At 55.5% G+C, this 14,346-nt stretch carries 15 protein-coding genes; 6 read left to right on the plus strand and 9 right to left on the minus strand.

The window, feature by feature from the left end; genetic code table 11:
* Positions 1-322: 322 nt before the first annotated feature.
* Positions 323-667, plus strand: coding sequence for a DUF4156 domain-containing protein (locus KAJ71_RS17540; RefSeq protein ID WP_024484770.1), 345 nt, complete (start codon positions 323-325; stop codon positions 665-667).
* Positions 668-740: 73 nt separating this feature from the next.
* Here the strand turns inward: KAJ71_RS17540 and epmB are convergent, their stop codons facing one another.
* Entirely contained in the window at positions 741-1,769 is a 1,029-nt protein-coding gene (epmB, locus tag KAJ71_RS17545) for an EF-P beta-lysylation protein EpmB (RefSeq protein ID WP_248946900.1), read from the minus strand.
* A gap of 42 nt (positions 1,770-1,811) precedes the next feature.
* On the opposite strand from epmB, the gene efp reads away from it, so the two are divergent.
* The 4 genes from efp to sugE all read left to right on the plus strand — a co-directional run bounded on the left by efp (position 1,812) and on the right by sugE (position 3,325).
* Positions 1,812-2,378, plus strand: coding sequence for an elongation factor P (gene efp, locus KAJ71_RS17550; RefSeq protein ID WP_248946901.1), 567 nt, complete (start codon positions 1,812-1,814; stop codon positions 2,376-2,378).
* Between the two features lie 69 nt (positions 2,379-2,447).
* Complete coding sequence (locus tag KAJ71_RS17555) at positions 2,448-2,579, plus strand: entericidin A/B family lipoprotein (RefSeq protein WP_248946902.1); 132 nt, start codon at positions 2,448-2,450, stop codon at positions 2,577-2,579.
* A 110-nt stretch (positions 2,580-2,689) separates the two neighbouring features.
* Entirely contained in the window at positions 2,690-2,821 is a 132-nt protein-coding gene (locus tag KAJ71_RS17560; RefSeq protein ID WP_248946903.1) for an entericidin A/B family lipoprotein, read from the plus strand.
* 186 nt (positions 2,822-3,007) lie between these two features.
* On the plus strand, positions 3,008-3,325 hold the full coding sequence (sugE, locus tag KAJ71_RS17565) for a quaternary ammonium compound efflux SMR transporter SugE (protein WP_021182101.1): 318 nt from the start codon (positions 3,008-3,010) through the stop codon (positions 3,323-3,325).
* Here sugE and blc read toward each other — a convergent pair.
* The 5 genes from blc to frdA form a co-directional block, all read right to left on the minus strand.
* Entirely contained in the window at positions 3,319-3,852 is a 534-nt protein-coding gene (gene blc / locus KAJ71_RS17570) for an outer membrane lipoprotein Blc (protein WP_248946904.1), read from the minus strand. The two genes, sugE and blc, sit on opposite strands and share 7 nt — an antisense overlap.
* Positions 3,853-3,947: 95 nt before the next feature.
* Positions 3,948-4,307, minus strand: coding sequence for a fumarate reductase subunit FrdD (gene frdD, locus KAJ71_RS17575; protein WP_248946905.1), 360 nt, complete (start codon positions 4,305-4,307; stop codon positions 3,948-3,950).
* Positions 4,308-4,319: 12 nt separating this feature from the next.
* Positions 4,320-4,712: a fumarate reductase subunit FrdC gene (gene frdC, locus KAJ71_RS17580; protein ID WP_248946906.1), complete on the minus strand. Its 393-nt coding sequence runs from the start codon at positions 4,710-4,712 to the stop codon at positions 4,320-4,322.
* 16 nt (positions 4,713-4,728) lie between these two features.
* A complete protein-coding gene (locus KAJ71_RS17585; RefSeq protein ID WP_024484774.1) occupies positions 4,729-5,463 on the minus strand; it encodes a succinate dehydrogenase/fumarate reductase iron-sulfur subunit in 735 nt (244 codons plus the stop codon).
* Positions 5,456-7,258 (minus strand): fumarate reductase (quinol) flavoprotein subunit, encoded by a 1,803-nt coding sequence (frdA, locus tag KAJ71_RS17590; protein WP_248946907.1) that lies wholly within the window; start codon positions 7,256-7,258, stop codon positions 5,456-5,458. The genes KAJ71_RS17585 and frdA overlap by 8 nt, the downstream gene beginning before the upstream one ends.
* A 401-nt stretch (positions 7,259-7,659) precedes the next feature.
* Here frdA and epmA point away from each other — a divergent pair, with 401 nt between their 5' ends.
* Positions 7,660-8,637, plus strand: coding sequence for an elongation factor P--(R)-beta-lysine ligase (epmA, locus tag KAJ71_RS17595; protein WP_021807574.1), 978 nt, complete (start codon positions 7,660-7,662; stop codon positions 8,635-8,637).
* A 48-nt stretch (positions 8,638-8,685) separates the two neighbouring features.
* On the opposite strand, the gene mscM is transcribed toward epmA, so the two are convergent.
* The 3 genes from mscM to rsgA all read right to left on the minus strand — a co-directional run bounded on the left by mscM (position 8,686) and on the right by rsgA (position 14,052).
* A complete protein-coding gene (mscM, locus tag KAJ71_RS17600) occupies positions 8,686-12,042 on the minus strand; it encodes a miniconductance mechanosensitive channel MscM (RefSeq protein ID WP_248946908.1) in 3,357 nt (1,118 codons plus the stop codon).
* 4 nt (positions 12,043-12,046) lie between these two features.
* Entirely contained in the window at positions 12,047-12,940 is an 894-nt protein-coding gene (asd, locus tag KAJ71_RS17605; protein WP_248946909.1) for an archaetidylserine decarboxylase, read from the minus strand.
* Positions 12,941-13,002: 62 nt separating this feature from the next.
* Positions 13,003-14,052 (minus strand): small ribosomal subunit biogenesis GTPase RsgA, encoded by a 1,050-nt coding sequence (rsgA, locus tag KAJ71_RS17610; protein ID WP_248946910.1) that lies wholly within the window; start codon positions 14,050-14,052, stop codon positions 13,003-13,005.
* Positions 14,053-14,346: the final 294 nt, after the last annotated feature.

Below are 14,346 nucleotides of genomic sequence, written 5' to 3' on the forward strand. Positions count from 1 at the left end.
CCCTACGGGTTCGAGCTTAGTACGCCCCTCCGGGGCGCCAAAGCAATGCCGCCTTCTATGAAGGCGGATTTTTACTACCCTCTTCGTGTGGGGGCTGATTGCTGCGTCCGTTTTTATCATCGTCAGCGGCTACCGATGCGTCAGTGCTGAATTTGATGATATTTTTGCAGACCGTATCTATTAAGCGTGTAAACTGATAGTTCATCAGCTGTCGCTCAAGACGTTGACCAGGCACCAGTGGCCGGTGGCAACGGATGCTTAAGAGATGGCAACGCTTTCTGATAAGCTTTTGCGTAATTCTCAACATCATATGGGGAACAAGATGCGGATTAAAGCCTTACTGGGTCTATCGGCAGCGCTGCTGCTGGCAGGGTGTAGCAGCACCAATGAACTGACCGCCGCAGGTCAACAGGTCAAATTTACCGACACCAAGCCTGCCGCAGAATGCCAGTTGGTAGGCGAAGTTACCGGCACTCAGAGCAACTGGCTGTCGGGGAGTGGTGGTGAAGGTAGCTCTATGCGCGGTGCGGCCAACGATCTGCGCAACAAAGCAGCGGCAATGGGCGGCAACGTGATTTACGGTGCTACTAGCCCAAGCCAGAACCTGCTTTCAAGTTTTGCACCGCTGGACAGCAAAATGATCGGTCAGGTGTATAAGTGCCCATAACGCTGGCATAAGCACCCGTATAGAACAAAAGAGGAATGCCCAGGCATTCCTCTTTTTGCATTCATGCGGCTACTCAGCTTTGCATCAGGCGCAGATCCAACGGCGTTTTGCTGGGTTCGCCGCCGACTTCACGGGTCAGGCGTGGTACCAGATAGCCGGAAACCTTGCTCAGCAAACTTTTCATGATCGCACGAGCCTCGTCGTCGCTGACCATAAAGTGGGCAGCGCCCTGCACCTTATCCAACACGTGGAGGTAGTAGGGCAGGATCCCAGCATCAAACAGAGCGTTACTCAGCGCAGCCAGCGTATCAGCGTTATCATTGATCCCCCTGAGCAGCACGCTCTGGTTCAACAGCGTCACTCCGGCGCTACGCAATTGTGCCATACTGGCGCGCAGTGGTGGGTCAATCTCGTTGGCATGATTGATATGGGTGACCATCAGCACCTGCAGGCGCGATGCCGAGAAGCGTTGGCACAGCGTGGTGGTGATACGGGCAGGGATCACCACTGGCAAGCGGGTATGAATACGCAGGCGTTTGAGGTGTGGGATGGCCTCCAGTTCCCCGATCAGCCAATCGAGTTCATGGTCTTTAGCCATCAGCGGATCGCCACCGGAGAAAATAATTTCATCCAGTTCCGGGTGTTGACGGATATACTCCAACGCTTGAAGCCAGTTTGCCTTGTTGCCCTGGTTCTCCTGATAGGGGAAATGACGGCGGAAACAGTAGCGGCAGTTAACCGCACAGCCGCCTTTTACCAATAGCAGGGCGCGGTTGCGATACTTGTGCAGCAACCCCGGCACCACGCTGCGTTGTTCATCCAGCGGATCGGTCGTGAAGCCTGGGGCATCGATGAATTCTGCGCTGGCGGTGAGTACCTGGCGCAGCAGCGGGTCATTGGCATCGCCGGGTTGCATACGCGCGGCAAAGGCTCGCGGCACGCGTAGCGCAAACAGGCGGCGTGCATCGCGCCCCTGTGGCAGTTCCGGGTGCGTATTTAGTGACAGAAGTTGCAGTAATTCATCGGGGTCGGTAATAACATCGGCGAGTTGATGCAACCAATCTTCTCTATGCGCCGTGTTTTGGGTTATAATGTGTGCCATTTTTTTGGCTAAGCTACCAGTTTAAATTTTCAGAGGGCCATCATGGCGACTTATTCTAGCAACGATTTCCGTCCGGGTCTTAAAATCATGTTCGAAGGCGAACCTTACGCTGTCGAATCCAGCGAGTTCGTCAAACCAGGTAAAGGCCAGGCTTTTGCGCGTGTAAAAATGCGTCGCCTGCTGACCGGCACCCGCGTTGAAAAAACCTTTAAGTCTACCGACTCTTGCGAAGGCGCGGATGTAGTAGATACCAACATGAACTACCTGTACAACGACGGCGAGTTCTACCATTTCATGCACCCTGAGACTTTTGAACAGCATCAGGTTGATGAGAAAACCGTTTCTGACGTGGCTAAATGGCTGCAGGACAACGCGGAGTGTATCGTCACCCTGTGGGATGGCCGTCCTATCGCTGTGTTGCCACCGAACTTCATCGAAGCAGAAATCACTGATACCGATCCAGGCCTGAAAGGCGACACCGCAGGTACCGGCGGCAAGCCAGCTACCCTGAGCACTGGCGCAGTGGTTAAAGTGCCATTGTTCGTGCAGATTGGCGAAGTGATCAAGGTTGACACCCGCTCTGGCGAATACGTCTCCCGCGTTAAATAAGTTTCAACAAAGGGGAACTCCAGTGGTTCCTCTTTGTTATCCCTTCCCGTCACACGTTGGCAGATCCGCATGATGAAAAAAACGCTGTTGGCCGTGGTCTCTCTGTTGTTGTTGGTGTCTCTTAGCGGCTGCAATACCTTCCGTGGTTTTGGTGAAGACGTTCAACACCTAGGCGGCGCGATTTCCCGTAGCACTGGCTGAAATCAATTAGCACCATTAATCGGATGATACAGAAAAGTCCGTTTATTCCTGCAACTCCCCTGATTTTTACTACGCTTAGAGAGCCACTAATAAAAAATAAGGGTAATCTTATGCTGAAGAAAAGTATTATCGCCATTTTCTCCTTGTTGATCCTGTCATCGCTGGTGGGTTGCAATACCACCGCTGGCGTGGGCAAAGATGTTGAGGCTGGCGGCAAGGCAATCCAGCGTAGCGCAGAGTAATTTCCTTTGGGTTCAACGGTATTCCACGGCAACGCTTAATTTTCCCTTCCGTGGAATGCCCATTTAGTCGTCTTGTTTATTGCCACTGTCGTTGGCTATAATCAATGCGTTCAATCAGCCAAGTGGGACGACCCGCCTGCGCTTCTGTTGTCTGGGGACGACCCCACCCGTTCTGGAGCCAGTTTCATGGCATGGATCATTTTACTTTTCGCCGGCCTGTTAGAGGTCGTCTGGGCTATTGGCCTGAAATATACCCACGGTTTTACCCGTTTGACCCCTAGTTTGATTACCGTCGCTGCGATGGTGGTGAGCATGGTGTTGCTGGCGCATGCCATGAAAACGCTGCCTGCTGGCACGGCTTACGCCGTGTGGACCGGGATTGGGGCGGTGGGCGCTGCGGTAATGGGCATGGTGCTGCTCGGTGAGTCGACCAACATCATGCGCATTCTCAGCCTGTGTCTGATTGTAGCCGGGATACTGGGGCTAAAATTCAGCAGTCAATGAGTGGGCTGTTGATTGACCCAGATGAGCGCTGCGGTATCAAAGCCGTAGCCCTTGGCAATTTGCACTAGTCTGTCGCGCGTGGCGGTTTCCAACGTCGGCGTGCGCGACAATATCCACAGATAGTCGCGGTTTGGGCCACAAACCAGCGCATAACGGTACTCAGGATCGAGTTCGATGACGTTATAGCCGCCATAGAAAGGGCCGAAGAATGAGACTTTCAGCGATGCCGTTTGCGGCGAACCGATAAAGTACGCCTTGCCTTCGCTCTCCTGCCACTGCTGTTTTTTACTATCGAAACCCCGGTTAATCACCTTCAGACCGCCGTCTGTGCGCGGGCTGTAATTAGCCGTAACCTGCTCCAAGCCTCGTTCAAAGCGGTGATCCAGACGCGCTATTTCGTACCAGGTGCCCAGATAGCGTTTGCTATCGAAGTTATCTATGACCTTGACGTCCTTCGGTGGTGTCACGCTGCAGGCAACGGAAACGAGGGCGGAAAATATGACACAAAGCTTTGACCAAAAACGCATGGATGACTCCTGTTCTTCAGTTACAGATAAACAGTGTAGTCGACAGAGTGGGCATAGCGGAATAGGCGGCCAACGGGAGTTGGCCGCCAGAGGTCTTACAGCGTCACGACCCCGATCAGGGTAACGACGCTCAGGATGGCAGCCAGGCCGTAGAATACCCATTTGCCTGCAGGCACGTGGATTTTCAGATCGTGCATGGCATGGTGGATACGGTGTAGCCCGCACCACAATGGCAAAATGATCATCAGCAGCAGGAACAGGCGGCCGATCCAGCTTTGGCAAAACGCCAGGACGCGTTCATAACCTAAAGCTTCGCCGGGAAACAGGCCGAGTGGCAGCAGGATGCCGATCAGCAGCACGATAGCCGGGGCAACGATCGCTCCCCACATACCGCCAGCGCCAAATAATCCCCAGAAAACCGGCTCGTCAGAGCGCTTAGGTGATTGATTTATCATGTTTCCTCCGGATTACAGTAACGCTACGGCGAGAATGATCACGGTGACGACGGTCGTCACTGCCCACAGCGCCTTAACGATCGGCTCCGGCCCCATTTTCTCGCTGTTGACGACGATATTGGCGGCTTTAGGTGCCAGATCGAACCAGGTTTTGGTATGCAGCGCGGCGGCCAGCAGGGCGATGATGTTAATCAACAGCACCAGCGGGTTTTGCAGGAAGCCGACAAACCCGGCCCAGCTCTCAGGGCCGCCCTTCAGGGCAAACACGCCGTAGATCAGCACGATGCTGAACCACACCGCCAGCACCGAAGTGCCTTCACGCAGCATGTAGAAACGGTAGAAACCTAGCTTTTGCCACCAGGTTGGCGTCATGGTACGCACATAGGGCTTGCGTTGTGTTGTCATTGCTGTCTCCCCTCCCTTATTGCGGTTTCAGCATTGCGATCATGAAGTCTTTGGCACTCTCTACCTTGCCCTGCTGGATCGCAGCGGCCGGATCGACGTGTTTTGGACAGACTTCAGAGCAGTAGCCAACAAACGTACAGGACCAGACACCGTTCTGGCCGTTAAGCAGCGGCATACGTTGTTTCTTGCCGTGGTCACGGTTATCCAGGTTATAACGGTGCGCCAGCGTAATCGCCGCCGGGCCGATGAACTCCTGATTCAGGCCGAACTGTGGGCAAGCGGCATAGCACAGGCCACAGTTGATGCAGCCGGAGAACTGGTGGTATTTCGCCATTTGCGCCGGGGTCTGCACGTTCGGGCCATCTTCCGGTTTGCGGTCGTTGCCGATGATGTAAGGCTTAATCGCTTCCAGGCTCTCGATAAAGTGGGTCATATCCACCACCAGATCGCGCTCGATCGGGAAGTTACCCAGCGCCTCGACCTTCATGCCGTCGGTATATTCACGCAGGAAGGTTTTACAGGCTAATTTAGGTACGCGGTTGACCATCATGCCGCAAGAGCCACAGATCGCCATACGGCACGACCAACGGTAGGACAGGTCTGGCGCCAGGTTATCTTTGATATAGCCCAGTGCGTCCAGCAGCGAAGTCTGCTCATCGTAAGGCACGCTAAAGGTCTCGAAATGCGGCTCGGCGTCGCGTTCCGGGTTATAGCGCATGACCTCGATTTTCAGGGTTTTCAGCTCAGCCATTCGCCTGCTCCTTATCCTTTCTCTCTTTGTCCTGCGCTTCGGCTGCTGCGCCATAAACACGCTTGGCCGGTGGCAGTTTGGTAATTTTCACGTCGCTGTACTCCAGGCGTGGTGCACCGTTCGGGTTATGGAACGCCAGCGTATGTTTCAGGAAGTTCACGTCGTCACGCTCGGTACAACCTTCATCCAGACGCTGGTGTGCGCCACGAGACTCTTTACGGTTGAAGGCCGAGTGCGCCATACATTCGGCAACGTCCAGGCCATAGCCCAGCTCGATGGTGTACAGCAGATCGGTGTTGAACACGCTGGAGTTGTCGGTGATTTTGACGCGCTTGAAGCGCTCTTTCAGCTCCGCCAGCTTATCGATGGTTTTTTGCATCAGCTCCGGCGTACGGTAGATACCACAGCCTTCTTCCATCGACAGACCCATTTCATCGCGGATCTTCGACCAGTTCTCGCTGCCTTCTTGCTTCATCAGGTTGCTGAGGCGGGTTTCCACGTCGCGGCCCTGCGCTTCAAGCGCGCTGCCGTTAGCGGGGCCGCTTTCCAGTGCGCGGCGGGCGGCGTGCTCACCTGCCACACGCCCAAACACCACCAGCTCAGCCAGTGAGTTGGAGCCCAGGCGGTTCGCGCCGTGCAGACCAACCGAGGAACATTCGCCGACGGCGAACAGACCTTTGATGCGGGTTTCACAGTTCTGATCGGTTTCGATACCGCCCATGGTGTAGTGCGCGGTTGGGCGTACCGGGATCGGATCCTTGACCGGATCGACACCCACGTAGGCTTTCGCCAGTTCACAGATGAACGGCAGACGCTCCAGCAGTTTCTTCTCGCCCAGGTGGCGCAGATCCAGATAGACCACGTCGCCGCGTGGAGTGGCGATGGTGCGGCCAGCACGCCATTCGTGCCAGAAAGCCTGCGACACTTTGTCACGCGGGCCCAGCTCCATATATTTGTTCTTCGGCTCGCCCAACGGGGTTTCCGGGCCCATCCCGTAGTCTTGCAGGTAGCGGTAGCCGTCTTTGTTAACCAGAATACCGCCTTCACCGCGGCAGCCTTCGGTCATCAGGATACCTGAGCCTGGCAGGCCGGTTGGGTGATACTGTACAAACTCCATGTCGCGCAGTGGTACGCCGTGGTGGAACGCCATCCCCATACCGTCGCCGGTGACGATGCCGCCGTTGGTGTTATAACGATAAACACGGCCAGCACCGCCGGTGGCCATGATGATCGCGTTGGCACGGATCTGCACGCGGGTGCCTTCCATCATGTTCATGGCCACCACGCCGCGCGCCTGGCCATCATCTACCAGCACGTCCAGCACGAAGTGCTCATCAAAACGTTGGATTTGCGGATACTTCAGCGAGGTCTGGAAGAGGGTATGCAGCATGTGGAAGCCGGTTTTATCGGCGGCAAACCAGGTACGCTCGATCTTCATGCCACCAAAGCGGCGCACGTTGATCGAACCGTCTGGCTTACGGCTCCACGGGCAGCCCCATTGCTCCAACTGCGCCATTTCGCGTGGGCAGCTGTGAACAAAGTGATCGACCACGTCTTGCTCACACAGCCAGTCGCCACCGGCTACGGTGTCCTGGAAGTGATAGTCGTAGCTGTCGTGATCCTGAGTGACTGCGGCGGAGCCCCCTTCGGCGGCTACCGTGTGGCTGCGCATCGGATAAACTTTAGATATCAGCGCGATTTTCAGTTGGGGATTGGCTTCTGCGGCGGCTATGGCTGCCCGTAAACCAGCTCCCCCAGCACCAATGATGGCTAGGTCGGCGTTAAAGGTTTGCACTGCACTCCTCCAATATTCTTGTTAAAACGACAAATTAATAATCTATGCTTAATATTTATAAAATTGCTTCGGGTGCTAAGTTTGTTCAGCGACTTTTTAGACTAAAAATTAAGGATAGATAACTGTTACCGAATATAGGGTTATCACTATACCTAAAGTTAAGTAGTAGAAATTTGATGTGATCGATTGTTTTGCCTTTTAACCGTTACGCAAGAGGCATTCCTGCAAAAATAAGGTGTTGCCTCGCCTTTGTCTTTGATTAACGCGATTGTTGGTGGTTTATATGGCTTATATGTTTTTTATGATTTTAATGTAGACCAGCGGGCACAATAGCCAAGAATTTGTTTGCATGAGAGGATGCGAGTAGACTGCATCCCCTGTTTGATTTCGGAGTAATTACCATGAGCGAAACGGCAAGCTGGCAGCCAAGTGCACCCATCGCCAATTTGTTGAAGCGCGCAGCGATACTGGCTGAGATCCGGCGTTTCTTTGCCGATCGTGGCGTATTGGAGGTTGAGACCCCGGCGATGAGCCAGGCGACAGTCACTGACATCCATCTGGTTCCGTTCCAGACGCGTTTCGTCGGCCCGGGCGCGGCAGATGGCCTGACGCTGTACATGATGACCAGCCCGGAATATCACATGAAGCGCCTGCTGGCGGCAGGTAGCGGCCCGATTTATCAGCTGGGGCGTAGCTTCCGTAATGAAGAAGCGGGGCGGCATCACAACCCTGAATTCACTATGCTGGAATGGTATCGTCCGCACTATGATATGTACCGCCTGATGAACGAGGTGGACGATCTGCTGCAACAGGTGCTGGATTGCGATAGTGCCGAAACCCTGTCCTATCAGCAGGCGTTCCTGCGCCATCTGGATCTCGATCCGCTGTCGGCGGAGAAGGCACAACTGCGTGAGGCTGCGGCCAAGCTCGATCTGAGCAATATTGCTGATACGGAAGAAGACCGCGATACCTTGCTGCAACTGCTGTTTACCGTGGGCGTTGAGCCTCATATCGGCCGTGATAAACCGGCATTCGTTTACCACTTCCCTGCCTCTCAGGCCTCTCTGGCAGAGATCAGTACCGAAGATCACCGTGTCGCAGAGCGGTTTGAGGTTTATTTTAAAGGCCTTGAGCTGGCGAATGGTTTCCGCGAGTTGACCGACGGCGATGAGCAACGCCAGCGCTTTACGCAGGACAATCGTAAACGCGTGGCACGTGGTTTGCCGGAGCACCCGATTGATAACAACCTACTGGATGCCTTGAAGCATGGTATGCCGGAGTGTGCTGGTGTAGCGCTGGGGGTTGATCGTTTAGTGATGTTGGCGCTGGGAGCCGAAAGCCTGAGCGAAGTGATTGCGTTTCCCGTTAGCCGAGCATAACGTTTTCGCATCAATGAAAAAGGGTTCGGCATGCCGAACCCTTTGCATTTATAGCCCGCCCGACTCGCGGCGCGTGGTGTGACGCGCTGGAGTTGAAGGCGGCGTACGGCCATTACTGGTCATGCGCGATAGTGTCTCGGTACGAACCTGGAACGGTGGGTATGGCAGCGTAATGCCGTGTTCACGGTAACCGGCCAGGATCAACTGGTGGATCTCGTGACGCAACGGCATACGGTGGCCCATTTCGGCGGCGTAGATACGCAGCTCGAAGATCTGAATACCCTGTTGCAGATCGACCAGATAGGCTTCCGGTGTTGGGTTATCCAGCACCAGTGAGCAACGTTCGGCCGAGTTGATCAGGATCTTGGTCACCTCTTCCGTATTCGCCTCTGCCGGCGCCGGTACGGTCAGCACCACACGGGTCAGCGTATCCGACAGCGACCAGTTGATAAACTGCTCGGTGATAAAGGCCTTGTTAGGCACGATAATCTCTTTGCGGTCCCAGTCTGAAATGGTGGTAGCGCGGGTATTGATCTTGGTAACCGTGCCCGTCAGGTTACGGATAGTCACCGTATCGCCGATGCGGATCGGTTTTTCAAACAGAATGATCAGGCCAGAAATAAAGTTGGAGAAGATCTCCTGCATACCAAAGCCCAAGCCCACGCTGAGCGCGGTGACCACCCATTGCAGCTTCGACCACTCGATACCGATCCAGGAAAAGCTGAGGATCGCCCCGAACAGCAGTAACAGGTATTTGGTGATGGTGGTAATGGCGTAGCCGGTGCCAGGTGTCAGATCCAGATGCTGCAACACCGCCAACTCCAGCAATGCTGGCAGGTTACGCACCAGCTGCATGGTGACGATTAACACCAGGATGGCGATCAGCACCGCTCCCATGGTGATCGGCTGAGCGATATCGATGCCATTCACCGTGGAGGTGACATCCCAGAGCTTGATATTTTCCAGGAAGCCGAAGGCTGAATGGATCTCGGACCACAGGAAGATCACCGAGACCAGGGCCACCATTGTTAGGATCGAACGCACCAGCCGCAACGATTGGGCGCTGATGGCATCCAGATCGATTTCCGTCTCATCCACCTCGATTGCACCTTCAATGCTGTTAGGGGTATGAGAAGACTCTTCTTCGCCTTTGGCACGCTGCGCCAGAATATCGGCACGGCGCTGTTTGGCACGGTCAAAGGCGATGCGGCGGCGTTGGATCAGCATCCAGCGGCGGATAATGTGGTAAATCACCAACAGCAGGAACCAGATGGCGACCGAGGTCTCCAGGCGCGCCAGCAGCTTCTGTGCGGTAGTCAGATAACCGACGGTGGAAGCCAGTGCGGCAATCAGCGGCGCGGAAAGCAACAACCCCCACAGCGCGGTGTTGATCAGGTTTTCGCCGGAACCTTTCTTATCCAGATACAGCGGAATACCGGCCCGCTTCAAGCTATTGGTGACCAGCGCCAGCGCCAGACAGAGCAGAATGAAGCACAGGCGGCCAAGGGTATTGGAGAATTCGCGATCGTTGAGATTGTCGAAGGTGATCAGCGCCATAATCAACGGCACGATCAGCCAGATCGACATCTGGTAATAACGCATGGCACGGGAAACCTGCTTCACTGGCCAGCGGAAATGCACGATGAACAACCCTTGCGGATGGGCGAAGGCGGCACTGATCATACAGATCCACAGCACGGGCAGCGTGGCAGTGACGCCCTCACCGATCGCGACGGCTACCGGATACGGCCAGGCATTCTGCAAGCCAAAACCCAGCGCTGCCCACAATACAGGTAGCGGCAAGGCCACCAGGATCGACCAGAATACGGTACGCAGCGTCAGCAGGAATTCATCTTGCGTGACCTTGCCTACTCTACTGCTGGCCCGCGCCAAAAACGCATGATAATGCTTGCGCGAACTGATGCTGAAGATCACCAACAGCACGGCACCAAACAGCGGGACCAAGGTTTCCCGGCTGGTGACCATCATCACGAAGGCGCCGCTGAACTGCGTCAGGGTATCCAGTGACAGCACACGGGTCAGATCCTGCGCGACATTCAGCGGATACGACAGGGTCATGGGGCTGACGTCTGGCACCCAGAACAGATAACGGTGCGCCGCATCCTGAATTTCGTTCAGCGCCTCGACCAACTGAGTGTTGGCCACCTTCAATTTGGTCAGTTCAAGGATCTGGGTATCGCAGCCGGAAAGCAGCGAATTCAACAGGTCACGCTGGGTGCGCAACTGGGCATCTACGATACGCTGCTGGGCACTGGTCAGGGGGGTACCGTCGTCTTGTTTAAACTCTTTGGCCCGCTGTGGCAGGCTTTCCAGTTGGCTTTCAAAGCGCAGGCGCTGTACCCGCAGGTCTGCCATGGCGCTGTCCAACTGCTGGGGCTTTGGCATCTCTGGCAGCGTAGCAACTTGGGCACGCAGGGTCTCCCCCAGCGCGGTAGAGGCGCTCAGCCATTGGGACTGCTCAATAATGGTGCTCAGTGCCTGACGAACCTGCAACGTTTGTGCGGCGGCCTGGCGCTGTTGGGAAGAGATCAGATCCATCTGCTGCGCCTGATCGTTCAGCGCGGTAGAAAGTTCACGGTTGATTTGTAGCTGCTTGCGCAGGCTGGCGGGCAAATCGCCATTCTGTTCGGCCAATTGCTCGGTTTTTTCCAGCGCCCGTTCCGCTTCACGTTGGCGTTGGCTGTTGAGGTTGTTACGCAGCGCCTGTAACTGGACATCAATTTTTTCATGGCGCGTCTTGTAGACTTCGGCCCGCATCCGCGCCAGTTCCTGGCGGTTATTGGCCGAGAGTTGTGCTAACTCCAGCTCATCTACTTTCGCTTTACGTGCCGCCTCCTCTGCCTGTAACAGGGCAAGCTGCGCCAAGGCCAATGGTGTGGTTTGGCTGTTACCCTGAGCTTGCAGGCGGCGCTGCACTTCCGTTAACGCGCGGCGGGCTTCGGTTTGTTGCTGTGGCAGTTGGCTGAGAGAGTCGCTGATCTCGCGTGTCCGGTCTTGCTCCTGTTGCAACAGGCGGGCCTGTTCCAGCAGTTGGCTGCTGGTTTGCAGAATTAACTGTTCCAGATCGCTGGCGGGCAGGTTTTCCCCGTTGGGCAGGATTTTAGCTTCTTCAATCGTGAGCTGGCGGCGCAGTTCCTGCGTCATCTTCGGGAAATCGTCGATCACCCTCTGATACTGCTGGGAATTGTTCTGCGACTCTTGGCGTTCGGTGAGCCAGTTGATGGCGCTTTGCAGCGCCTCAACCGTTTCCGCCTGATTAGGCGCGTTTTTATTGCCCTCGGCCAGCTTCAGTTCTTGCCGTAACTGGGACTCATTGGGGATCGGAGCGGCGAGAACCGACTGGATCAGTAGCAGGCTGAGCAATAAAGCGATAATCAGGCGCACAGCATCAATTTCCTTCGAAGGTTGCGTCTGGAGCGGCAGCGGTTTCTGCAAAAGCCTGGCCCATCCGGGTCACGGTACCGTTGTTCAGGTGGGGAGCGAACTGCACGCTGCCGGGTGTGAACAGGTTGATGACCGTGGAGCCGAGTTTAAAGCGACCCATCTCTTCACCCTTGACCAGTTGGATAGCGCCTTCCATGCCTTCGGCTGGGTAGGTCCAGCGGCGGATGATGCCTTCGCGGGGTGGCGTAACGGTACCGGCCCAGACGGTTTCGATGCTGCCCACAATAGTTGCACCGACCAGGATCTGCACCATAGGCCCAAAGGCGGTATCAAATACGCAGATCACACGCTCATTGCGTGCAAACAGGTTCGGCACGTTGGCGGCAGTCAGCGGGTTGACCGAGAACAGATCGCCTGGCACGTAGATCATTTCGCGCAGTACGCCGTCACAAGGCATATGGACGCGGTGATAGTCGCTTGGGGCCAGATAGGTGGTGGCGAACAGGCCGTTACGGAAAGGCTCCGCCAACAGATAGTTGCCGGCCAACAGGGCTTCCAGCGTGTAATTATGGCCTTTGGCCTGGAAAATCTGATCGTCGCGGATCGCACCGAGCTGGCTAATGGCACCATCTGCTGGCAGTGCCAGCACGTGAGGCTCCGCTACGATCGGGCGTGCGCCATCACGTAATGGACGAACGAAGAATTCATTGAACGTGGCATAGGAGGCTAAATCCGGGTTCTGTGCTTCCTGCATCTGAACGCGGTAATAGCGGGCGAACGCTTTTACCACCAGCTTCGTCAGCCAGCCGGCTTTTTTATCTGCGCCCCAGCCCGCCAGGCGGGTTAACGCCAGTTTTGGCAGCCAATACTGTAATTTAATTTTGATGCTATCCAGCACGTTAACCTCTTGAAAGGGGGATATAAGGGCGGGGGGCGATTAGCGCTACCCCGCACTATGGATCAGTTATCTGCGTCCGGGAAGTTTTTGCGGGTTTTAACCTGCGCCATGCTTTCCAGGATGCGGTGATAGTTGTCGAAACGCTCTTTGGCTATCGCGCCACTTTCCATCGCAGCGCGAATGGCGCAGCCCGGATCGGTGTCGTGGCGGCAGTCGCGGAATTTACAACCACCCAAATAGTCGCGGAATTCGACATAGGCCTGGGTGACCTGCTCTGGCTCCAGATGCCACAGACCAAATTCACGCACGCCAGGGGAGTCGATAACATCACCGCCATGTTGGAAGTGATACAAACGTGCCGCCGTGGTGGTATGTTGCCCCAGGCCGGAGACGTCGGAAACCTGATTTACCAGAATTTGCTTTTCTGTCTGCGGCAGCAGGGCATTCAACAAGCTGGATTTGCCCACGCCGGACTGCCCGGCAAAGATGCTGATGCGGTCGACCAGCGCCTGTTCAAAGGCTTCCATCCCTTCGCGGGTCTGGCTGGACACTTCCAGTACGCGGTAGCCGATATGGCGATAGATGTCCATCATCCCGTCGACCCCCTTACGCGCTTCGGCGTCCAGCAGGTCGATCTTGTTGAGTACGATCAGCGGCTCGACTTCCAGCGTTTCGCAGGCGACCAGGTAGCGATCGATCATGTTGAGTGAAAGTTCAGGCAAAATGGCCGAAACGATGACGATCTGATCGATATTGGCGGCGATCGGTTTAACGCCGTCGTAGAAATCAGGGCGGTTCAGCACCGAGGTTCGTTCATGCACCGCTTCTACGATGCCTTTGACCCCCGCATGAGTGCCTACGCCAGGGCGCCAGACCACGCGATCGCCGGTAACCAGCGAACGTAGGGTGCGGCGAATGTTGCAGCGATGCTGGACGCCGTCTGCGGCTTCCACGTCGGCATGCATGCCAAAGCGGCTGATGACGATCCCGTCTTGTGGTTCGCCCAATTGGGAATCATCCAGCTCCGGCTTGTTGTCAGTGCGCTTCAGGCGACGCTGATGGTTGGCCTGTACGCGGCGTTCTTGACCTTTCGACAGTTTGTTCTTACTCACTGAGCCTCACTTGAATCGGCATTTATCGCTCGGGGCGAGCAAAGAGGCTATGATACACGCTATTTTGTATTAAATAACCGTTGTATACCCGTCGTCTTTCAAGTCGCAGCGTTGTTACCTGCACTTGGTTACTAGGTCCATCCGTGGACCTAGCCCTGTTAGGGCCGCTGCAAGCAGCGTTCAAATCTGTTCCTGACAGATTTGTCACCCCAGTCACTTACAAAAGTAAGCTCCTGGGGATGAGTAAGTTTGTCGCCTGGCTGCGACTTGAAATCCATAGGGTATAGCCGCTAT

The sequence above is a fragment of the Serratia silvae genome, assembly GCF_023282985.1.
In the GTDB taxonomy this organism is placed as follows: domain Bacteria; phylum Pseudomonadota; class Gammaproteobacteria; order Enterobacterales; family Enterobacteriaceae; genus Chania; species Chania silvae.